The organism is Geomonas edaphica (assembly GCF_004917075.1).
Taxonomy (GTDB): domain Bacteria; phylum Desulfobacterota; class Desulfuromonadia; order Geobacterales; family Geobacteraceae; genus Geomonas; species Geomonas edaphica.
On the sequence record NZ_SSYB01000002.1, the window covers coordinates 349,579 to 371,788 of the forward strand.

Annotated in this window: 19 protein-coding genes; all 19 read left to right on the plus strand. The window is 59.4% G+C overall.

What is annotated here, in order from left to right; translation table 11 throughout:
• Positions 1 to 117: 117 nt before the first annotated feature.
• The 19 genes from E8K79_RS07760 to E8K79_RS07850 all read left to right on the plus strand — a co-directional run bounded on the left by E8K79_RS07760 (position 118) and on the right by E8K79_RS07850 (position 22,208).
• Positions 118 to 2,784 (plus strand): valine--tRNA ligase, encoded by a 2,667-nt coding sequence (locus E8K79_RS07760; RefSeq protein ID WP_136514239.1) that lies wholly within the window; start codon positions 118 to 120, stop codon positions 2,782 to 2,784.
• Positions 2,785 to 2,856: 72 nt separating this feature from the next.
• On the plus strand, positions 2,857 to 3,678 hold the full coding sequence (locus E8K79_RS07765) for a prepilin peptidase (protein WP_136514240.1): 822 nt from the start codon (positions 2,857 to 2,859) through the stop codon (positions 3,676 to 3,678).
• 11 nt (positions 3,679 to 3,689) lie between these two features.
• A complete protein-coding gene (locus E8K79_RS07770; RefSeq protein ID WP_136514241.1) occupies positions 3,690 to 5,162 on the plus strand; it encodes a sensor histidine kinase in 1,473 nt (490 codons plus the stop codon).
• 66 nt (positions 5,163 to 5,228) lie between these two features.
• The gene (locus tag E8K79_RS07775) at positions 5,229 to 6,599 is read left to right on the plus strand and encodes a sigma-54-dependent transcriptional regulator (RefSeq protein WP_136514242.1); all 1,371 of its coding nucleotides are present in this window, start codon (positions 5,229 to 5,231) and stop codon (positions 6,597 to 6,599) included.
• A 203-nt stretch (positions 6,600 to 6,802) separates the two neighbouring features.
• Positions 6,803 to 7,582: a DsbC family protein gene (locus tag E8K79_RS07780; protein ID WP_136514243.1), complete on the plus strand. Its 780-nt coding sequence runs from the start codon at positions 6,803 to 6,805 to the stop codon at positions 7,580 to 7,582.
• A 112-nt stretch (positions 7,583 to 7,694) separates the two neighbouring features.
• Positions 7,695 to 13,340, plus strand: a complete 5,646-nt coding sequence (locus tag E8K79_RS07785; RefSeq protein WP_246043761.1) for a pilus assembly protein — start codon at positions 7,695 to 7,697, stop codon at positions 13,338 to 13,340.
• On the plus strand, positions 13,340 to 13,828 hold the full coding sequence (locus E8K79_RS07790) for a type II secretion system protein (protein ID WP_136514244.1): 489 nt from the start codon (positions 13,340 to 13,342) through the stop codon (positions 13,826 to 13,828). Before E8K79_RS07785 ends, E8K79_RS07790 begins: the two co-directional genes overlap by 1 nt.
• Positions 13,800 to 14,213, plus strand: coding sequence for a type IV pilus modification PilV family protein (locus E8K79_RS07795; protein WP_136514245.1), 414 nt, complete (start codon positions 13,800 to 13,802; stop codon positions 14,211 to 14,213). Before E8K79_RS07790 ends, E8K79_RS07795 begins: the two co-directional genes overlap by 29 nt.
• Before the next feature lie 20 nt (positions 14,214 to 14,233).
• On the plus strand, positions 14,234 to 15,439 hold the full coding sequence (locus E8K79_RS07800; protein WP_136514246.1) for a prepilin-type N-terminal cleavage/methylation domain-containing protein: 1,206 nt from the start codon (positions 14,234 to 14,236) through the stop codon (positions 15,437 to 15,439).
• 14 nt (positions 15,440 to 15,453) lie between these two features.
• The gene (locus tag E8K79_RS07805) at positions 15,454 to 16,077 is read left to right on the plus strand and encodes a pilus assembly PilX N-terminal domain-containing protein (protein ID WP_136514247.1); all 624 of its coding nucleotides are present in this window, start codon (positions 15,454 to 15,456) and stop codon (positions 16,075 to 16,077) included.
• Between the two features lie 166 nt (positions 16,078 to 16,243).
• The gene (locus tag E8K79_RS07810) at positions 16,244 to 16,738 is read left to right on the plus strand and encodes a pilus assembly FimT family protein (RefSeq protein WP_136514248.1); all 495 of its coding nucleotides are present in this window, start codon (positions 16,244 to 16,246) and stop codon (positions 16,736 to 16,738) included.
• The gene (locus tag E8K79_RS07815; protein ID WP_136514249.1) at positions 16,704 to 17,123 is read left to right on the plus strand and encodes a type IV pilus modification PilV family protein; all 420 of its coding nucleotides are present in this window, start codon (positions 16,704 to 16,706) and stop codon (positions 17,121 to 17,123) included. Before E8K79_RS07810 ends, E8K79_RS07815 begins: the two co-directional genes overlap by 35 nt.
• The gene (locus tag E8K79_RS07820; protein ID WP_136514250.1) at positions 17,120 to 18,283 is read left to right on the plus strand and encodes a PilW family protein; all 1,164 of its coding nucleotides are present in this window, start codon (positions 17,120 to 17,122) and stop codon (positions 18,281 to 18,283) included. Before E8K79_RS07815 ends, E8K79_RS07820 begins: the two co-directional genes overlap by 4 nt.
• Before the next feature lie 48 nt (positions 18,284 to 18,331).
• Positions 18,332 to 18,913, plus strand: a complete 582-nt coding sequence (locus tag E8K79_RS07825; protein WP_246043762.1) for a pilus assembly protein PilX — start codon at positions 18,332 to 18,334, stop codon at positions 18,911 to 18,913.
• Positions 18,914 to 19,198: 285 nt separating this feature from the next.
• Positions 19,199 to 19,396 carry a helix-turn-helix transcriptional regulator gene (locus tag E8K79_RS07830; RefSeq protein WP_129127701.1) on the plus strand — a complete coding sequence of 66 codons (198 nt, stop codon included), beginning with the start codon at positions 19,199 to 19,201 and terminating at the stop codon, positions 19,394 to 19,396.
• Positions 19,397 to 19,412: 16 nt separating this feature from the next.
• A complete protein-coding gene (pilM, locus tag E8K79_RS07835; RefSeq protein WP_136514252.1) occupies positions 19,413 to 20,465 on the plus strand; it encodes a type IV pilus biogenesis protein PilM in 1,053 nt (350 codons plus the stop codon).
• Positions 20,462 to 21,010, plus strand: a complete 549-nt coding sequence (locus E8K79_RS07840; RefSeq protein WP_136514253.1) for a PilN domain-containing protein — start codon at positions 20,462 to 20,464, stop codon at positions 21,008 to 21,010. The genes pilM and E8K79_RS07840 overlap by 4 nt, the downstream gene beginning before the upstream one ends.
• A 72-nt stretch (positions 21,011 to 21,082) precedes the next feature.
• A complete protein-coding gene (locus tag E8K79_RS07845) occupies positions 21,083 to 21,700 on the plus strand; it encodes a type IV pilus inner membrane component PilO (RefSeq protein ID WP_136514254.1) in 618 nt (205 codons plus the stop codon).
• On the plus strand, positions 21,669 to 22,208 hold the full coding sequence (locus tag E8K79_RS07850; RefSeq protein WP_136514255.1) for a pilus assembly protein PilP: 540 nt from the start codon (positions 21,669 to 21,671) through the stop codon (positions 22,206 to 22,208). The genes E8K79_RS07845 and E8K79_RS07850 overlap by 32 nt, the downstream gene beginning before the upstream one ends.
• Positions 22,209 to 22,210: the final 2 nt, after the last annotated feature.

Sequence of the window (22,210 nt, forward strand, 5' to 3'; positions counted from 1 at the left end):
ACGTCGTACGCGCATCCGCTTATGAAACAGGGGATTTCACGATCCCCTTTTTTCATTACTTAATACAAGCTGTGCGGGGTGAGCCCTGCTAGAGCATTTTCCTGAAGAGGTAATCAGATGGCAAACAAAGAGCTGGAAAAGGTTTACGAGCCGAAAAGCGTTGAGCAGAAGTGGTACCAGGAGTGGGAAGGGAAGGGTTACTTCCATGCCTCCGTCCCGTCCGACAAGCCGGGTTACTCCATCGTCATCCCCCCGCCGAACATCACCGGCGTCCTCCACATGGGGCACGCCCTGAACAATACCCTGCAGGACATCCTGTGCCGCTGGAAGAGGATGAGCGGCTACAACGTGCTCTGGATGCCGGGCACGGACCATGCCGGTATCGCTACCCAGAACGTGGTCGAGCGTCAGCTGGCCGCCGAGGGAAAGGATCGCTTCGAGCTTGGCCGCGAGGCCTTCATCGAGCGCGTCTGGCAGTGGAAGGGTGAATCCGGCGGGCAGATCATCGGCCAGTTGAAGCGCCTGGGCGCCTCCTGCGATTGGGAGCGCGAGCGCTTCACCATGGATGCCGGTCTTTCTAAGGCGGTGCGCGAGGTCTTCGTGCGCCTGTACGAAGAGAAGCTCATCTACCGCGATAACCGCCTGATCAACTGGTGCCCGCGCTGCCACACAGCGCTTTCCGATATCGAGGTCGAGCACGAGGAGAAGGCGGGGCACCTGTGGCATCTGCGCTACCCGGTGGTGGGCACCGACGAGCATGTCATCGTCGCCACCACCCGTCCCGAAACCATGCTGGGCGACACCGCCGTCGCGGTACACCCCGAGGACGAGCGCTACAGCCACCTGATCGGCAAGATGGTCATGCTTCCGCTCGTGAACCGCGAAATCCCGGTCATCGCCGACGACTACGTCGACCGCGAGTTCGGCACCGGCGTCGTGAAGATCACCCCGGCCCACGACTTCAACGACTTCGAGATGGGCCTTCGGCACAACCTCGACCGCATAAACGTCTTCGACGAGTCCGGCGTGGTGAACGCTGCCGGCAAGCAGTACGAGGGGATGGACCGCTTCGCCGCGAGAAAGCAGGTGGTGGCGGACCTCGAGGCAGCCGGGCTCCTCGAAAAGATCCAGGACCACGGCCTCTCCGTGGGTGGCTGCTACCGCTGCAAGACCGTCGTCGAGCCGTACATGTCGCTGCAGTGGTACGTGAAGGTTGGACCGCTCGCGGAGCGTGCGCTTGGCGCCGTCAAGGACGGCCGCACCAAGATCGTGCCGCAGCAGTGGGAAAACACCTACTACGACTGGATGGAGAACATCCGAGACTGGTGCATCTCGCGCCAGATCTGGTGGGGGCACCGCATCCCCGCCTGGTACTGCGACCACTGCGGCCACATCACCGTGGCCAAGGAAGACCCGACTTCGTGCAGCCAGTGCGGCTCCGATGAGATCCGCCAGGAGACCGACGTGCTCGACACCTGGTTCTCCTCGGCGCTTTGGCCCTTCTCCACCATGGGATGGCCGGATAAGACCCCGGAACTCGCCGCATTCTACCCGACCTCCTGCCTCGTCACCGGTTTCGACATCCTCTTCTTCTGGGTCGCCCGCATGATGATGATGGGGCTGCACTTCATGGACGAGGTACCCTTCACCGACGTCTACATCCACGCCCTCGTGCGCGACGCGCAGGGACAGAAGATGTCCAAGTCGAAAGGGAACGTCATCGACCCGCTCACCGTGATCGATGCCTACGGTACCGACGCCTTCCGCTTCACCCTGGCCGCCTTCGCGGCGCAAGGGCGCGACATCAAGCTTGCCGAGGAGAGGATCGCCGGGTACCGCAACTTCGCCAACAAGATCTGGAACGCCTCGCGCTTCGCCATGATGAACCTGGAAGGTTTCGATCCGAACCAGGTCGATGTCGCGTCGCTCAAGCTCTCCAACGCCGACCGCTGGATCCTTTTCCGCCTGAACGAGGCGGCTGCCTCGGTCGACTCCGCCCTCGAAGGGTTCCGCTTCAACGAGGCGGCAAACGAGCTGTACCGCTTCACCTGGAGTGAGTTCTGCGACTGGTACATCGAACTCGCTAAGGACGACCTCTACAAAGGGGACGCCGAGCGTCAGGCGGCGACCAAGTACGTGCTCTGGCTCGTGCTCGAGAACCTCCTGCGCCTTCTGCACCCGTTCATGCCGTTCATCACCGAGGAGATCTGGCAGGCGCTTCCGAAGAAGGACGGCGCGGCCGACTCCATCATGATCTCCGACTTCCCGACCCCGTGCGAGGAGTGGCAGGGCTACGCCGCGGCCGCCTCCGAGATGGAGCTGGTCATGGAAGTCATCAAGGGGATCCGGAACATCAGGGGCGAGATGGAAGTGGCCCCGAGCAAGCAGATCGCCGCCATACTCGACTGCAAGTCCGAGGCGAGCCTCGCGCTTTTGAAGAAGAACGAAGTCTACGTGATGAGCCTTGCGCGCCTTTCCGATCTCGCCATCGGTCAGGGGATCGAGCGTCCCGCCGAGGCCTCGCTGCAGGTGGCAGGTGACGTCGAGATCATCGTTCCGCTTAAAGGGCTCGTGAACGTCGAGGAAGAGGAGAAGCGCCTCGGCAAGGAGATCGCAAAGATCGAGAAGGACATCGAGTTCCTGTCCAAGAAGCTCACCAACCCTAGCTTCGTAGAGCGCGCGCCGGCCGACGTGGTCGAGAAGGAGCGCGAGAAGATCGCCGAGTTCGAGAACAAGAAGAAGCTCCTCGAGGAGAGCCTGGAGAAGATCCAGAGATTGAAGTAGCAATTACCCTTTTGTCGGACCAGTCAGACAAGTAAGACTGGTCCGATAACGGATTGCCCCCAAGAGGTAGCATTGACTCCTTACATTCTCTACGCCTTTTTCGCTTTCCTATCTGGGGCCGTGGTCGGCTCCTTTTTGAACGTCTGCATCTGTCGGATGCCGCATGGCGAGTCGGTGGTGTCGCCGCCGTCGCACTGCCCTAAGTGCGACTACCAAATCCGCTGGTACGACAACATCCCGATCCTTAGCTACCTGGCACTTGGCGGCAAGTGCCGCTCCTGCGGGACCCACATCTCGATCCAGTACCCTCTCGTCGAGGCTCTGAACGGGCTTTTATCGCTTGCCCTTTTCGTCAAATTCTTCCCGCCAGCTTTCCTGGAGATGGCACCGCTGGAGGTAATGGGGCGGCCTGCTTTCTACTTCATCATCCTATTCGTGTTCTGCTCTGCTCTCGTCGTGATAACCTTCATTGACCTCGAGCACCAGATTATCCCTGATGCGATCTCGCTCCCCGGCATCGTCACTGGTTTTCTCGTCTCCTTTTTCATCCCGAGTCTCGGCTGGCTCAACTCCCTGATCGGTATAGTTGCCGGCGGCGGAAGCCTGCTCCTTATTGCCTGGATCTACCAGGCCGTAGCCAAGAAGGACGGCATGGGTGGGGGCGATATTAAACTTCTGGCCATGATGGGCGCCTTTCTGGGATGGAAATCGATTCTCTTCATCATCTTCGTCTCGTCGCTACTTGGCTCCGTGATTGGCGTCACTCTGATGGCGATAAAGAAGAAAGACTCCACCCTCGCCATCCCCTTCGGGCCGTTCCTGGCTAGCGCCGCTGTCCTCTACATCTTCTACGGCCGCCGCATCATCAACTGGTACCTGAACATGGGAGGGTGAGCGCGGCTGCCATGAAACCTCTCCGTTTCAGCCTCACCTTCTACATCCTCTCCGCCGTGAGCCTGCTGCTCGTGCTCACCTGGCTACTCCTCTCGCTAATTTCGTTCAAGACTGCAGAAAAAGACCTGCTGACCCAGAAAGGGGAAGACACTCGGCTTCTTCTGGGTGCCATTGTCTCCGTTCTGCCGCGCCCCTTGGCCCCTCCCGACCCGGGTAGCGGCGTGGCACGGTATCTTGAGCAGCTGAGGCAGGACGGAAGCTTCGAAGGGCTGCTCGTGGTGGATGACGCCTGGCGACGCCTCTATGCGTACCCCGCCGGCAGTGCGGTGGACGACAGTCTTCTCAGCGTGCTGAACAGCGGCCGCTCGCTTTTTCAAATCGCTCCCGATCATGCCACTTGTCGCCTATACTCTGCGATCGTCGAGCAGGGGAAGATCGTCGGCGCTGCCCGGCTTACACTTTCGCTTCGCCCCGCACAGGAGCGGCTCTCCTCGTCGCGCCGTCTTTTTCTCGCCTACTTCGCCCTCGATTTCCTGCTGCTGCTGGTGCTAGGTTCCTACCTGCTCTCCCGCACCGTTGTCTCTCCATTCAAGAAACTCCTCCAGGCCACGCGGAGGATCACCGCCGGAGATCTGGGCGTTTCCGTCAACGTAGCCGGGAGTGCGGAGGTTGCAGAGCTTTCTGAGTCCTTCAATAGCATGCTCGTGGCACTCAGGGAGAAGAGGGTTGAGGTCGAGGAAAAGGTCGCTGCGCTGACCTGGGCCAACAAGGAGCTGGTCGAAGCGCGCAGCGAGGCGGTCCGTTCTGAGAAGATGGCCTCGGTGGGGCTTCTTGCGGCGGGGATGGCGCACGAAATCGGTACTCCGCTTGCGGCAATCATGGGGTACAGCGCGATCCTCAGCGAGGATCTTGCCGCGGACCCTGAAAAGGCCGACTTCCTGCGGCGCATCACCGAGGAGTCCCAACGGATCGACCGGATCGTCCGGGGGCTTTTGGATTACGCCCGCCCCAAAGACGCGCAGCGCGAAGAGGTGATGATCGGCGGACTGATCGAAAAGGTGGTTGAGCTTCTTTCCGCTCAGGGGGTGCTGAAACACCTGGAGGTGTCCGTGGAGATAGCGGCTGAACTTCCCTGCGTGAACGCCGATCCTCACCAGTTGGAGCAACTGCTCATAAACCTGATCATGAATGCTAGAGATGCCATGCCGCAGGGAGGAAAGCTCTGGCTAAAGGGAAGCCTTCGCGGAGCCGATGTGGTCGTCGAGGTGATCGACAGTGGTCATGGCATGCCCCCCGAACATCTCGGCAAGGTTTTCGATCCGTTCTTCACCACGAAGGAGCCCGGGAAAGGCACTGGGCTCGGTTTGGCCATCGCCGCCCGCATCGCCGAATCCTGCGGTGGAAAGCTTGAGGCGCAGAGCGAGCAGGGGAAGGGGAGCCGCTTTGCCCTGACCCTACCGGCGAAGGCAGGGGCGACAGGGTAGGGGGCGGCTGGCTGTGGGCTGTCGGCCCAGTCGGACCAGTCAGACAGAAAAGAGAAGGAGCTGCATTTGACCGAGAAGAAGAAAATCCTTGTTGTGGATGACGAGGAAAACCTACGCCACATGCTGCAGGTTCTCCTCAAGAAGCAGGGCTACCTGGTGGAGCAGGCGCCGGACGGCGCCGACGCCCTTGCCAAGGCGCGCGAAGGGGACTACTCCTTCATCCTCTGCGACATCCGCATGCCGGTCATGGACGGCAAAAGCTTTCTCACCGCCTGCACAAAAGCTGGCGTTGGTGCCACGGTGATCATGATGTCTGCTTACGGTACCGTTGATGACGCCATCGACTGCATGAAGCTTGGTGCCTACGACTACATTTCCAAGCCATTCAACAGCGACGAGGTCGCACTAGTCCTTAAAAAGGCGGAGGAACGCGAACGCCTGAAGGACGAAAACCGTCGTCTGCGCGAAGAGGTGGGGCGCGGCAGCACCTTTTCGGAAATCATCACCCGCAACGCACGGATGTCCGAGATCATGCAGCTCGTGAAAAAACTCTCGGAGCACAAGACCACGGTCCTCATCCAGGGCGAATCTGGTACCGGCAAGGAACTCATAGCCCGTGCTCTGCACAACTGCGGCTCGCGCAGACAAGGCCACTTTGTTGCCGTCAACTGCGGTGCCATACCGGCATCCCTTCTTGAGAGTGAGCTGTTTGGCCACGTCAGGGGAGCCTTCACCGACGCGAGCTACGACAAGGTCGGGCTCTTCGAGGAGGCGGATGGCGGGACTCTTTTCCTGGACGAGATCGCCGAGCTGCCGCTGCCGTTGCAGGTGAAACTTTTACGCGTACTCCAAGAAGGAGAAATCCGCCGGGTAGGCGGGGCGGCTGCCACGAAGGTCGATGTGCGGGTGGTGTCTGCGACAAGCCGCGATCTCGTTCAGGAGGTCGCCAACGGAAAGTTCCGGGAGGACCTCTACTTCCGGCTTAACGTCTTCGCTCTAACCCTGCCTCCGCTGCGCGGACGCATTGAGGATGTGCCTCTCCTCGTCGAGCATTTCCTGCAGAAGTACGGTGCGCTGATGGGAAAGCCGGGGGTGCGACCTACACCCGAAGCACTGCAGGCCCTGCTGCGCTACCGCTGGCCTGGCAACGTGCGGGAGCTCGAGAACTGCATGGAGCGCGGCCTTGTCCTTTGCGAGGGCACTTCGCTCGGGCTGGCGGTACTCCCGGATGTCGTGCGCGACGGGGCGGGTTTAGACCAGTCGCTGCCTGAGCTTTCCGACTCGCTCTCCATCAAGAAAGGAGCCGAGGCGCTGGAGCGTCGACTCATAGTGCGCGCCCTTGAAAAGACCGGTGGGAACCGGACTCACGCGGCGCGCCTGCTCGAGATCAGCCATCGCGCTCTTTTGTACAAGTTGAAGGAATACGATCTGGGTTAGCCTGCCGTATGGTGCCAAATTTTGCGGGGTCAGGGGGAGGCTGCTATGAAAAAAATGCATAGGCTTCCCCGCGTCGCCGTGGTATGGTATTGCGCAACTGTGCGGTTTGACGCTGAAACGATCACTGTCACGAGCAGCGCGGTTCGAGGCATGGTTGTTGCTGACAACCCCGAGGCAATAAAAATCACGTATGAGGTGTACTGATGTCGTTGTGGAAAGTTCTCGCTACCTTTACCTTTGCAGCAGCCGTCTCCTTCTCCTCCCACGCCTTTGCCATGTCGCAAGGTTGCAGCGGTGATTGCGCATCATGCCATTCGATAACCCTCCAGGAGGCGAGCGGTCTTTTAAAGGACATCGGCTCGGTCAAAGACGTCAAGCCGGCACCGGTACGTGGGCTGTACGAGGTCACCTTCGAACAGCAAGGTCAAACGGGAGTCGCGTATCTTGACTACGGCAAAAAGCACATCATCGCCGGTCAGGTCTTCGACCTTGCCTCGCGGCAGCCTGTGGGAGGCTCGGCGCAGGTTGCGCGCCAGGAGCGTAAGGACCACCTGGACCCCGCCACACTTACCCCGGAGAACGCGCTGGTGCTCGGTAATCCAAACGGCAAGAAAAAGCTCTACGTCTTCACCGATCCGGAATGCCCGTACTGCGCTAAGGCTCACGTTGAGCTGAAAAAACTGGCGGACATGGAGCCTGATCTCACCATCTACATCAAGTTCTTCCCGCTCAAGATGCATCCGAAGGCATACGACAAGTCTCGGGTAATCCTGTCGCACAACTCGATGGAGCTACTCGATAAGTCGTTTGCTGGAAAGCCGCTTCCTCCCGCGACCGATAAGGATGACAAAAAGCCGATTGATGATACCATCCGCTTCGCCGGGGCCAACGGCATCAACTCGACGCCGACCCTCGTGCTTCCGGACGGTCGCATACAGCCCGGATTCCGGAGCGCGGAAGAGATGCGGGAACTGCTGCGCTAGCCGGTCCCATTACGACCCACCTGACGATGACGCAAAAGATACGACCTCCTGTGCGGGAGCCTGGAAGGTCTTAATTTGGAATAAACGTCCCCTCTGGTGATGGAGGTGTTTGATGAAAAATAGCAAGAGAGTTCTAGCCGCGGCCTCCTTATTCGCGCTGTCCTTCGCACTGCAGGCGTTACCGGCCCATGCGCAGCTTTCCTGGCCGGGCGAGCCGTACTGCGTGAAGCCCGCCTTCGTTGCCGGCAACATACCCCCGAACCTGCTGCTCATGATCGACAACTCGGCCAGTATGTATGACTTGGCCTATGTCGACGAGGGGATGAAACACTGCTCGAACAACTCCGCCAAGGTCTGCACCGAGAATGCCGACTGTCCGGGCGGCACCTGCAGTGTCTTCGACCGCCGGCCCTTTTACTGCTATGACCAGACCTTTGACAGTACCAAGCCTTATTACGGCTACTTCAACAAGGACAAGTTCTATTACTATTACAAGAAGCAAACCGATGGCACCGGGGACGAATTCAGGGTCGTTGCAGGGAGTACACTTGCCGATGCCCTGACCACCGTTTCCTGCGGCACCAATGCCGCAAACACCACAAAAACCTTCCCCGGGCAGATGTGTCTCGAGTACACCTCGGCAAAATCCCTGGTCGCCTTCGTGGCGAAAGGAAGCTATCTCAACTGGCTTACCGCCTCGAAACTCGACACTGAGAAACAGATCCTGACAGGCGGCGTCTTCGACGGCTCAGCGCTCAAGCCCCAGTCGCGTGGGTGCGTGGGACAGCCGTTCGTGAAGGATCAGAACGCCTCCAATTTCGTCAACTTCTCCGATGGCACTCCGGACCCAAACACCTCGCTCGAGGTGACCTACACCATCACCGGCGAACCCAACCCGTATAACCCGACCGCCCCTGCTACTGGCGGCCAGACCTATATAAACCTCTTTGGCGGGGCCGCCTTCAACTACAGCAACTGCCAGGATGCCATCACCTCGATCGCCAGCGGCGGCAACGCTGACATCAAGCAGGATGTGAGTGCCTGCCTTGCGAGCACTGCGCCTGCCACTGGCACCTGCCGGACCGTACCGGCTGCCTTTCAGCCGTTTCCTGCCTGCGCCACCAGCTCCGACTGCTACCTGAACAAGGCGAGCACCTCATCCTACATCTGCCAGAAATATTTGAACAAGACCTGCACCGGCCTGAGCGACACCACCTCCTGCAGCGTGGCTGCGCGGAACTCCTGCTCCGTTGATCCGACTATCGCCTGTTCAACCGATGCCAACTGTTTAATAGACGTGCCTGCGAAAAACGGCACCTGCTCCACCAGTAAGAGCATGTACACCCCGACTCCAGGCAGCAAGGACACGCCGCCGGGGAACGCCTGCGTCACCGATACCGACTGCAAATTCAAGTCGACCGGCACCAACTTCACGCCGAAGACCGGGGCCTGCGTCGGCTATGTCGCTGCGACCACCGCGAACAAGGGCCCCTGCATCAGCACCAGCGCTGCCGATTACGGCCCGTGTGTTGCTAACTACGTAGGCGACTGCGTGCTGACCGCACAAGGGGCGGCGACGAAGACCAAGGTCAGCTTTCAACAGTCTATGCAGGAGTGCTGGACCATCCGCGGTGAGACCCATACCGCTGCCGACGGTTACGGCTTCCCGAACATGAACACGGTGCTGAATCAGTGCCCGGACATATACGCTTCCTACAAGACCTGCCACAACGACCATCTGAAGCAGTGCACCGTCGATACCGACTGTGCGGCCGACGGCACGGTGACCTGCGATTCAGGCCCCAGCGCCATCGGTCCCGGCAACCCGGCCCTTCTGTGCGGCACGAACTACGAGGGGACATTCTTCACCAAGGACACCAACGGCAACTGGGTGGTGACCGCCACCGGCGCCGCCAACAGCTACCTGGCGATGAAGGAAGCCGAATACCGCTTCTGCGGTGACATGACAGCGCCCCCCGTCACCGACCCGACGGATTCACCCTCGGATACCGCGCTGACCGACAACATGCCTGCGATTCTCAGCGGCATCGGTGTCGAGGCACAGTTGGGTGCGCCGATCCAGACCATGAGGGCACGGGTCGCCGCCACTTCCTGCAGCACGGTGACCGACTGCGCTTCAATTGATCCGGACAAACAGTTCGCCTGCACCGGCGGCATCTGCCAGCCGATCGGGCTCATCCAGGAGTTCGCCAGCAAGATCAGGCTGGGCTTTGCCAACTTTAACCCCTTCGGCTCCGCGTCCGAGACGACAACGGTCGCCGGAGTGAAGCCTCCGAAGGTCTGCTACGTCGGGAGCACAGGCACTACACCGGTTGACCCGCTCCAGTCCTGCACCTTGGACCGAGACTGCGGCAGCGCCAATCACTGCGGCGATTATTCGTCAAGCGATCTTGACGGCGGCCGTATCGTCTATCCCGTAGGGCAAGGGTTGTGCGCCACCATGACCACCACCGCCTGCGTTACCGACGGCCAATGCTCTTTACCGAACAAGTGTCTCAACGGCTACTGTGGCACCAAGGGAACGGATGTCTGCACCTCGGTGATGAACTGCACCGGCTCATCGCAGGCCTGCATACGCGACGACGCGGGTGACCACATCACCTCCAACACGCTGGTCAAGAAGATCGACGACATCAGGGCCATCTCCTGGACGCCGCTCGCCGAGACCCTGTATGACGTGCTAGGATACTTCGCGGCCATCCCGCAGAATGACAACACCCTCAAAAGTCGCGTCACCGGCGCCGCCACCGGGATCACCGGCCTGCGCATCAACACGAGCGACTTCAACGAGGTGCTGCATCCCTCTGAGTACCGTTGCCAGCAGAACTACCTGCTTCTTCTGAGTGACGGTAGCTCGACCGCGGACCGCAACACTCCGGTGGGCAACCTCGCCACCCTCTACGCCACCCAGGCCGGCACCACCGCCGGGGCCTGCACGGTCCCTTCTGGCGAGGTCGACCATGGCGGCACCTCCAACCTGCCGATCATGTCCTGGATCGGCAGACGGCAGAACCTGGCGAGCTTCAGCACCTCGGCTGTTACTCCGCTGCACTGCTCTGGTCACACCTCGACCGTATGCACCAAGGACACCGACTGCCCGACGGGTGAGAGCTGCCAAAACGGGGTCTACCCCCGCGACTACTTCACCACCTACGTGGTCTTCAACGGCGAGGACACCGGCACCACCGACGTCTGCTCTGCCGCAAATCTGCTCGGCAAAACGGCGAGCAACGGCGGCACTACGCTGCAGCAGGCCAACAACCCGAAGAAGCTCCGTGACTCGCTTTCCACCATCTTCCAGAACATAGCCGCCAAGGCCTCCTCCGGCACCGCGGCGTCGATCCTCAGCAACTCCGAAGGGAGCGGCGCCAACATCCTCCAGGCGGTCTTCTTCCCGAAGAAGGTGTTCTATAACCAGACCTCGACAAACTGGATCGGCGAGATGCAGAACCTCTGGTACTTCGTCGATCCTCAGATCAGCCGCTCCACTATCAGGGAGGACACGGACCAGAACCGAGTACTCGATCTCATCGCGGACCACGTGGTTAACTTCCGCTTCGACAGCACCGACAACACAACGTACGCCTATACCTCCATCGACAACAACGGTGACGGCATCGGCGACACCGCCGAGGTGAAGGAAGACACCGACTACGTGAAAAGTATCTGGCGTGCAGGAAAGCAGCTCTGGGCCCGTGACATTACGGCTACAGGCGGAGCCCGGAAGATCAAGACCTCGATCAACGGGACCTCGCTCATCGATTTCTCCTCCTCCACTTTCACCGGCGATTCGAAGACCGATAACTCGGCAGCCCTTGCGCCGTACCTGAACGTGAGCACCGGCGAAGCGACCCGGCTCATCAATTACGTGCACGGTCTCGACCAGGATGACGCGACCGGCATGGCGTCTTACCGCAAGCGTAAAGTTACCATCAAGGACCCCATAAGCGGATCGGTGGACGACGGCATATGGCGCCTGGGCGACATCATCTCTTCCACGCCGCGCATCCAGTCGACTGGAAAGCTGAACACGTACAACCTGGTCCCGTCGGCCGGCTACAACGACGTCTCCTATGCCTCGTTCGTCGGCTCAAGCGATTACAAGAGCCGCGGCACGGTTTACGTCGGTGCGAACGACGGCATGCTGCACGCCTTCAAACTGGGGCTTCTCGACGTGACCGCGAGCAACACCCAGAAGGCGACCCTCTCCGGGGACGGGCTGGGAGAGGAGCAGTGGGCCTACATCCCGAAACAGGCGCTCCCTTACCTTAAATTCTACGGGGATCCTGACTACAGCCACCTCTACTATGTTGACGGTGCAACGCTGCTTTTCGATGCGAGTATTGGTAGCAGCACGGCGTGCTCCGATGCCGCCACCTACTACGACTGCGTGAAGCCCAACGCGGTGACCACCGGGGCCGCCGGCACCGCACTGGACCCGGCTGCCAACACCTGGCGCACCATACTCATTGGCGGAATGGGAATCGGCGGCGCCTCCGGTTGCGCCTCCGGGGCCCCTTGCGTGGCGACCCCGCTTGCTGCCGATCCATCCGACGGCACAAAGGCGTTAGGCTATTCCACCTACTTCGCCCTCGATGTCACCGACCCCAACACCCCGTCGCTCATGTGGGAATTTAACGATACCTCAATGGGGTACGCGACCACCGGGCCCGCCATCGTAAGGGTAGGGGATCGGGCCAAAAACGGGCACTGGTACGCTGTCTTTGGCTCAGGCCCCACCGGCAAGATCGATACCATCAACAGCCAGTTCATGGGGCAGTCGAGCCAAACGCTTAAGTTCTTCATCGTGGACCTGCGCTCCGGCAAACTCTTGCGCACCATCGATACCGGGATACCCAACGCCTTCGCCGGTTCCATGCTGGGTGGCTCGATCGATGCGGACCGCTGGAACAGTTCGGCCAATGGACATTACCAGGATGACGCCATCTACATCGGCTACACCAAAAAGAACACCACCACCAACACCTGGAGCGACGGCGGTGTGGTCAGGATCATGACTAAGGAGACCGACACCGTCGCCAACTGGGAGTGGAGTGAGGTGGTCCGTGATACCGGTCCCGTGGTGACGTCGATCTCCAGGCTGCAGGATAGGAAGAACAAACACCTCTGGCTCTACTTCGGGTCCGGCAGGTACTACTACCGTGCCGGTAAGGATATCGATGACTTCACCAACCAGCGCAGCATCTACGGCATAAAGGACCCCTGCTACAACACGGACGCGAACCCAGGCAACCTCATTGACAAGACCTGCAAGGCCACCGTGACCTCTGGGATCACCGACCAGTCCACGAGCATCGCCACCGACATAGGGGACGGAGGATGGAAGATTGACCTCGACGGGGCAAGCGGTGATTTCGGCGCCGAGCGCATCGTCACCGACGCCGTTGCACTGACCAACGGCACCGTGTTCCTCACCTCCTTCATGCCGACGGCGGACCCGTGCGGCTTCGGCGGGAACTCGTTCCTTTGGGCGGTGGGCTACGACACCGGCGGCAGGCCAAGCGATGCGGCGCTCACGGGCAAGGCGCTCATCCAGCTCTCCACAGGTGAGTTTAAGGAGATTGACTTGCAGAGTGCTTTCGGTAGCGGCGCCGCACGGCTTTTAAGGCGCACCGGCGTGCCGATGACGGGCAAGCCGCCTGCCGACGCCTTCCCGATCGTCAGTAAAAGCGGGAACAAACCGGTGAAGCGCATCATGCATATCCAGGAGCGGTGATGAGCAAAGAGAGAGGTTTCACCATCGTTGAGCTGGTGGTAGTGGTTGCTATCATGGCGACGCTTTTGACCATCGGAAGCCTTAGCTTCAGCACCATGCAGAAGAAGGCCAAAATCGAGGAGCAGGTGCGCAGCATCTACTCGACTCTCACCGATGTCCGCCTCCAGGCGATGTACACGAAGAGCCCGCGCGCCGTGATGGTCGTCGGCAGTTCCCTTAACATCTACGCGACCAACGACACGACGGTGGCGCCGGTTTCGGTGGTCAACCTTGCTTTCCCGATGGTGATTGGCCCGGGGGCGGGAGCCGTCGTCTACGACGCGTCTGGGGTGGTCAATTCGGTCGAACGCGCCATTTGTGTGGAACCCGGCAACGTCGCCGAAAATCCCGGCAACATGGACAGCACCATCATCTCGACGGTGCGCACCTATATGGGAAAAAGAAGATCAGGAGGCGCCTGTGCCCCAAGCAGCATTGATCAAAAATAACGACGGCTTTACCCTCATCGAACTTATGGTCGCGATGATCATCATCTCGGTCGGTATGTTCGGTGTGCTGGAGACCGTGAACGTGACCCTGCAGCACAACCTGAAGAACGAGCTGCGCAACGAGGCGGTGAAAGTGGGCGAGCAGTACATGGCAGAGTTCCGCGGCATGAACTTCGCCTCCATAACCGATGCCTATCCGAGCATGAACGTAGACAGGAAGGTGAGGGGGGTAAGCAAGCAGTACGTGGTGGAACGCAGCTCCCAGGTGCTTGCACGGGACGGCTCCCTGCAGCCGACAACGAGACAGGTGACCGTGGTAGTCAAGTGGGCCTTCCGCAACCTCACTTCGCAAAACCGGGTGGTTTCAGTGGTGGCGCAGCCATGACCGGGGCTCAGGAGTTACCGATGGTGGAGCGGAACAAGGGGTACACCCTGGTGGAACTCATCGTGGTCATGGCGATTTTTGTCACCGTGCTCATCGTGGTTTCCAACGGCTTCAAGACCGTACTCACCCAGGTGGGGCAGCAGAGTAAGCAGATGGAGACCGATATCGGCAACGTGGTAGGTCTCGAGATGTTCCGCTCCGACCTGCAAAACGCGGGATACGGGCTCCCCTGGGCCTTCCAGTCGACCCCGGCCGCTACGAAGTACACCGAGGCGACCGCCGGGGATAGCGGTGGGCCGGTCTCTGCCGACATCTGGTCTGCCGGTGATAGCCCGCGAATCTACAACGACGCCGGCGTCGCGCCCGGCATCCCGCGCGCCGTCCAGAGCGGATCTACCACCTTCAACGGTGGCTCCCAATACCTGGTGATCAAGTCCCTGATCGCGGCGACCTCTGTTGACGGCACCCAGAAGAAATCGGTAAACGTGACCTACACCGACACCGGCAGGCACACGACCGTTTGGGGGGACTCAAGCCGCGATTTTAAGAGCGCCAACGATGCCACGGAGCGGGTAATCGTGCTCAGGAACACCTTCATCGACCGCATCCCGAGCCGGCAGCTGCAGGTGGACAGCACCGGTAACTTCTCCGCCTATTTCAAACAGAACCAGTACACGAGTCTCACCCTGCCACACTCCTCTGGTGACGCCTTTGAAGTGTACGGGGTGGACCCGGGGACTGAGCCCAGGATGCCGTTCAACCGCGCCGACTACTACGTTGCGACGCCCGCCGCCCCGCCTCCTGCCTGTGCACCCCACACCGGGGTTCTTTATAAGGCTGTGCTCAGCCAGGCGGCGAATGGCGGCTTCAGCCCCATACCGCTTCTTGACTGTGTGGCCGACATGCAGGTGGTCTATGGGATCGGAGACGCCGGCTCAAAGGAGGTCAACCTGCATCAGGCGGACCTGCCGGGGACCGGCAGCGCGCAGGACATCCGGGAGAGGCTAAAGGAGATAAGGGTCTACATCCTGGCGCACACTGGGAAGAAGGACTCTTTCTACTCCTACCCGAGTCAGACCGTGGACGTGGGCGAAAGGTTTGGCGGTGCCGCGAGCCCTTTGATCGGGAGGACCTTCGACCTAAGCGCGAGGATCGGGGGAGACTGGCGTAATTACCGTTGGAAGCTTTACACCATAGTGGTTCGACCGCAGAACCTCATACAGTAAGACACGGAACGCTTATGAAAAAGATCGGCAACGAAGACGGCATAGCACTTGTGACGGCACTGATGTTCACCCTGATCTGCCTTGGGATTGTGGCGGGGTTGATGCAAATGCTGCTTCTTGAGACCAGGGTCTCCGGGAGCCAGAAGGCCTACCGCAACGCGCTGGAAGCCTCCTACGGCGGCACCGAGCTCATCACCCGCGAGTTCATCCCGAGGCTTTTCGCCAACTACTCCACCAGCGTGAACCCTCTCTTGAAAGACTACGGCGCTGGCGGGATGGGTGACATCAACCTCGTGATAGACAAAGCGGCCCTAGGAACGAAGCTGGGTAAGGCGACTGAGGATTGGGGGAGCCTTTCTAGGACGGTGAACCCGAAGGACATGCCTGACCTACAGTTCACTTTGAAGGGGCTCTCTTCCAACACCAATTTCAAGGTCTACGCCAAGGTGGTTGATACGGTCCCTGGCAACTCGGACCCGACCGGGGTCGATTACCTTGATGCAGGGGTGGGGGTCGCGGGTATCGGCTCCGGTATCGCCCCGAAACACAACCCAGCACTCTACAGCCTGGAGGTGCAAGGGGAGCGTGCCACCAACCCGAAAGAAAAGGCCGTCCTCTCCGTCCTTTACGCCTACTGACAGCATTCGCACGCCAAGCGGCCCTCCCCCATGGGGAGGGCCTTTTTTTTTGCCTGCCGACTCAGTTTTCCCTCCTTTTTTTTCCCCCGTCCTTTGCTAACATTGGTGAGTTCAAATTTAGCCGTGCCCCTCGTTGCCGGTGCCCGGTCATCTTCCTGGGGGAAAAATGTCCTCACGCGGATTTTCGCTCGTCGAGATGATAACGGTTGTTGCGACCGTATCGCTTCTCATCGCCCTTGGCACCCTCATGTTCCAGCGCTACGACCGCAGCTTCAGAGCTGAGGCGCAGACTCGCCTCATACTCGCGGAACTTATGAAGGCCCGGATGAATGCGATCACCCAACACCGGGGAACCCGTGTGAAACTTTACCGGGATCGGTTCGAGGTTTACTCATCGGCCAGTGAGCGCAGGGAAGGGGTCGATCCCATCATGGTGCAGTCTCTTAATTTTCCAATCACGAAAAACTTCTCCGGGGCTGCGGAAGAAGTCGAAGTCGACTTCAAGGAAACGGGCTTCACCGACAGTTGGGGCTCTATCTGTGTCGATATCGAAGGAACTCAACCTGCATTGAACAGCATCGTCATAAGTGCGACGAGCATCAGGTCTGGAGTAAAGGAGATGGCAAATGACTGCGTCTCGCCAAACATCACTTTCAAGTAACGGCGGCTTCACGCTCGTGGAGATGTTGATGGCCATGCTCGTGATGACTGTTGGGCTTTTGGGGCTGCTTCAGGCCGTGATCGTCGCCTATCAGCACGGGATGAAGAACCGCTTTCGCGCAGAAGCGGTGCTGGTGGCGGAAAAACAGATGCATGGATGGACCCGGCTTCCCTTCGAGAAGATCAAGGAGAAGTCAGGCGAGACTAAGGAAGAGACGACGAAGGTAGGTGGAGTCCCCTGGAGCTATAAAGTGACGACAAAGGCGGAGCCGGCGGGTAGCACCACCACGACCTTGAAACTGACGGTAGGCGTTATTTGGAGTCCAAAGGGGGAGACGGCGAGTCACGAGATCTACGCCCTGAGGACGAGGAGAGTCGGGGAATGATGCGACGGGGAGCGAAGCAGGGCTACACGCTGGTCGAGATGCTGGTCGCCATGCTGATCTTTTCGGTGGTGATGACGCTCATCTGTGTCTCCTTCACGAGGATTGTGAAAAATTCTAGTCAGCTTACTAAAAGTGCCGAGACCGACATCGCCGGCCTGATCGGGCTCGAGGTGATGCGCAGCGACGTCGAGCTGGCAGGTTTCGGCCTACCATGGAGCGTACCCGATACGGTTAATTATGTGGAAGCGGAGGGGGCGTGGCAGTTTGTGAACAGTTGCAGCGGCGGGTGTCCCGGCGCTAGGCCAAGCCTGTACAACGACAATCCTCCCTCCGCCTACCGGGTGGGAGACAACGTCGGCTTCAACGGCTCTGATTACCTCGTGCTTAAGGGAACTCCGCTGGGGGACCGTTCGGTCTGCCGCAGTTGGTGCTACGTCACCTACGGCGGAATTACCAAACCATCGCGAGTCACTCCCGAACTGGACATCAGCAAGAAGCCACGCGTCATCGTGCTCAAAAACGAAGTTCTCTCGGACGGCCCAAGTCGATCACTGGTGACGGATCAAAGCGGCGAGAGTTACGCGATCAATTTTACGGATCCCTTAGACAAGACGTTCGCCCCGAGCGAAAAGACCGATACTTATCTAGCCTACGGCGTAGCAGACACAAATCTAAGATTTCCTTTTAACCGTTCGGATTATTACATAGACCAGGGGTCAGATAGGATTTCGTCCTTCTGTAACAAGGGGACCGGTATCCTCTATAAGGCCGTGTACGATCACGACGTCACGCCTAAATACAGAAAATATCCGCTTCTCGACTGCGTCGCAGACATGCAGGTAGTCCTCTACTTTGATACCAACGGTGACGATGTTTTTGACAACAGCGGTCCCTCCGGCGAAGATGACCCGACTCCAAAGAAGCTGCGCGAGGAGCTGAAAGAGGTCAGAGTCTATGTGATGGCGCAGCAGGGAAAGCGAGATCCATCATTTATGTATCCAGTGAGTGCCCCCTCAAGCGTTATTCTTGTCGGCGACCCGGGGCGGCCGGAAGTCGGGCATGTCTGGAGCGAACAGGCGCTCACTGCAAAGTTCGGGGCAAGCTGGCGCAACTACCACTGGAAGATCTACACCATCGTCGTGCAGCCGAAAAACCTGTAGCGCGGAGGGGCGATGCGCAGGCTTTGTTCACAAAAAGGGGTGGCTTTGGTGACAGCGCTTATGCTGACCGCGCTGTCGCTAGTGATCGCCGTCGCACTTCTAACCATGATCACTGCTGGCACGCAGGTTTCCGCAAGCCAGAAGCGTTACCACAGCTCGCTCTCGGCTGCGCGAGGCGCGGTCGATCTCTTTACTCAGGAACTGATGCCGAGGCTCTTCCAGCCGGAAACGACGATCGTGGACTTGGAGCGTGAGTTCTCCGGGATCGAGCTGCATGTCAAACTTGATGCATGCCTCAGGCAAAAACTCACATTGTCTCCTGGCTCTTGGACCGCCTGCAGCGCGGCTCAGGCATCAAACGACCCCGCTGCGGCTCCGGATGTGTCGTTCCGGCTCGCTGGCCTTCCTGCGGCGCGGGGATTCACCGTAACCACGAAGATCGTAGACACCGTTCCCGGCAACACGGACCGAAGCGGTTACGACCTCCTCGATGCTGGGGGGGCGGTGGCGGCCCAGGATGAAGTGGTGCGTCCACAACACGTTCCGGCCATGTACCATCTTGGCGTACAGGGGAGCCGGGAGGGACAGACGCGTGAAAGGGCGCGGTTGTCAGTGCTCTACGCGTACTGACCGTTTACGGCGAGGTGCCGCTGTGCGGCGCAAAAATAGTGCCATAGGTGATCTTGAAGGGCGGGTTGCTACAAATTGCAACTCGCCTTTTTATTGGTATCATCTCCCATGCCCGCCCATTAGAATTCTGATACTTCGCGGGAGGCGGTCTCGCTCCCGATGTGGGATCAGTACCTTTCTTTGGCATATAATTATGTATAACTTGAATTAAAATGTTGACTTTCGTGAAGTTTGGCGTATATCTATGCCAAAATTTCCTACGACTGTCTTAAGCGGTGCCAATCAATGATCATGAACAGCGTGAAGAAATTGCGGGAAGAGCGCCTGATGAGCAAGGCAGAGCTGGCGCGCCTGGCCGGGGTGTCACCGATAACCATCGACCGGATCGAACGGGGTGAGGAATGCAGGATGGAGACCAAGCGCAAGATCCTGCTTGCTCTTGGATTTTCCCTCTCCGACAAGAACAAGGTATTCCAGGACTAGGGTATAGGACCACGCGATGCTTTTCTCCAAGAAGAAGGACATAGTAGGGGTCGACATAGGGTCCAGTGCAGTTAAGCTGGTGCAAATGCGCCCGGCCAAGGGTGGGTACCATCTGGTGAAGATCGGGATCCTGCCGCTTCCCGCGGAGGCCATCGTCGACAACACCTTGATGGACAGCTCTTCCATCGTCGAGACCGTCCGACAGCTTCTCACCACCCTCGGGGTGAAGGCTAAGGAGGCCGCATGCTCCATCTCCGGCAACTCGGTTATCATCAGGAAGATTTCCCTTCCGGTGATGCCAGTTGAAGAGCTCGAGGACCAGATCCACTGGGAAGCGGAGCAGTACATCCCCTTCGACATCAACGACGTTAACGTCGACTTCCAAATCCTCTCCCCCGACGAGCAGGACCCCTCCAAGATGAACGTCCTCTTGGTTGCCAGCAAGAAAGACATCATCAACGACTACCTCTCGGTGTTCGCTGAGGCCGGACTCAAGCTGGTCGTGGTGGACGTAGATTCCTTCGCGGTGCAAAACTCCTATGAGCTAAACTACCCGGCCGACCCTGAGCAGGTGGTGGCGCTCGTCAACATCGGGGCCAGCATCTTCAACCTGAACATCGTGCGCGACGGCATCTCCCTTTTCACTCGCGACGTGCAGATGGGGGGCAACCTCTACACAGAGGAGATTCAGAAGCAGTTCGGCATCAGCAGTAGCGAGGCCGAGGAGATGAAGCTTCAAGCGGCCGATGCGGCGGATCCCCGTCTGAAGGATGTGCTGCAGCGGGTCAACGACACCATAGCCCTCGAGATGCGCCGCTCCCTTGACTTCTACAACTCCACCGCCGGCGAGGAACGCATCACCAAGGTCTTTCTCTCTGGGGGAGGCGCGAAGACGCTGCAACTTGTGGAAGCGGTGCAGCAACGCCTGTCGCTCCCGGTCGAGCTGATGAATCCCCTGGCTCAGGTGTCGGTGAACGAGAAGGAATTTGATCCGAGGTACCTTGAGGAGATCGCCCCGCTTATGTCGGTTGCGGTGGGCCTCGCGACGAGGAGGGCCGGAGACAAATGATAAAGATAAACCTCCTTCCCGTACGGGCGTCTAAAAAGAAAGAGACCATGCGACAGCAGGTCGCCATCCTCGTGGTCGCCCTAGTGGGGCTTTTAGCGGTAGGGGTGGGCGCCTGGATTTACCTGCGTAGCCAGATAACCAGCCTGAATACTGAGATCGCTAGCTCCGAGACGGAACTTGCCACGCTGAAGACGAAGATCGGCGCGATCGACAACCTGAAGAAATTGCAGGCCGACGTGAAGAAGAAGCTGGACGTGTTGAACCGGCTGCGTCGGGACAAAAGCGGTCCTGCGTCGCGCTTGTCTGCACTTTCCGAGTCGGTGCCCGATAAGGTGTGGCTCACCAAGTACACCGAGAACGGCGACAAGATCTCTGTGAGCGGCGGTGCCCTTAGCGAGGACCTCATTGCGATCTTTATGAAGAGCCTGCAGGCCTCCGGCGCCTTCAAAAATGTGGAGCTGGCCGTCTCGGAACAGGCGGAACTCTCCGGAGTCAAGTACAAGCGCTTCGATCTGAACTTCCAGATCGCCGATCAGAAGCCGTAGGCCGGGGTTCCGGCACAGGGAAGGCGCGTGTTGACCTCGCGCCAACAATCACGCTGAAGCAGAGGCATTGCCATGGATCCACAGATAGAGAAGTTGCTGAAGCTCCCGACCAAGGAGAAGGTCGCACTTTTGATTCTGCTCATGCTCCTCGAGGGGGCGGCCATGTACTACGGGCTGCACCGCCCCCGCATACAGGAGCTGGAGGGGCTGAAGCAAAAGCACGAGGATCTGCAGAAGCAGGTGGCGGAGAACCGTCGCATCGCCAACAACCTCCCCCGCTTCAAGGCGGAGTACGAGCAGCTAAAGCGCGATCTGGACAACGCCCTGACCGAGCTGCCGAATCAGAAGGAGATCCCGTCGCTTTTGACGAACATCTCCAACGTCGGCAAAAGCTCTGGGCTTGAATTCCTCCTTTTCAGGCCAAAGCCCGAAGTCCCCAAGGATTTCTATGCTGAGGTGCCGGTGGATATCGCCGTCGCGGGGACCTTCTTCAACGTTGCGGACTTCTTCGTCGCGGTGAGCAAACTGCCGCGTATCGTGAACATCACAAACGTTAGTTTCATAGACATAAAGCCGGTTGGCGGCAGGACCAGCCTCAAGGTGAACTGCCTGGCCACCACCTTCCGTTTCCTCGACCCCAAAGAGGCACAGAATGCTAATGCGAAAGCCAACCAGAATAAACCGAAATAGCGTCGTGCTGCTGCTTGCGCTGGCGCTTGTGCCTGGCTGCAAGAAAGAAGAAGCCGCGCCACCCGCCCCAGCGCCGAAGCCGGCGCAGCCGCCGCCCGCTCCCAAGCCGGCGGCGCCGGTGCAGCAGCAGCTGTCGTCTGCGGTCAAAGGTTCCGGGGCTCTTAGCTTCAAGAAGGATCCCTTTAAGCCCGCGATCGTACCGGTCACCCCTGCACCGTCCGCCACAGCGGCTGGCTCCAGCGTATCCCCTGCGGCCGACCTTCTCCCCATCCAGAGCTTCGAGGTGAGCAAGTTCAAGGTAGCCGGCATCATCGCCGGCATGAGGGAGAACCGGGCGCTTCTGATAGATCCCAATGGCAAAGGTTACGTCGTGCAGGTCGGGATGCAGGTAGGAAACGGAAACGGCCGCGTCACCAGGATCACCCCCTCCAGCGTCGAGGTCGTAGAGAAGGGTGCAGGCCGCGGCAAGGGTAGAACCATCGTGCTCACGCTGGCCAAGAAAAGGTAAGG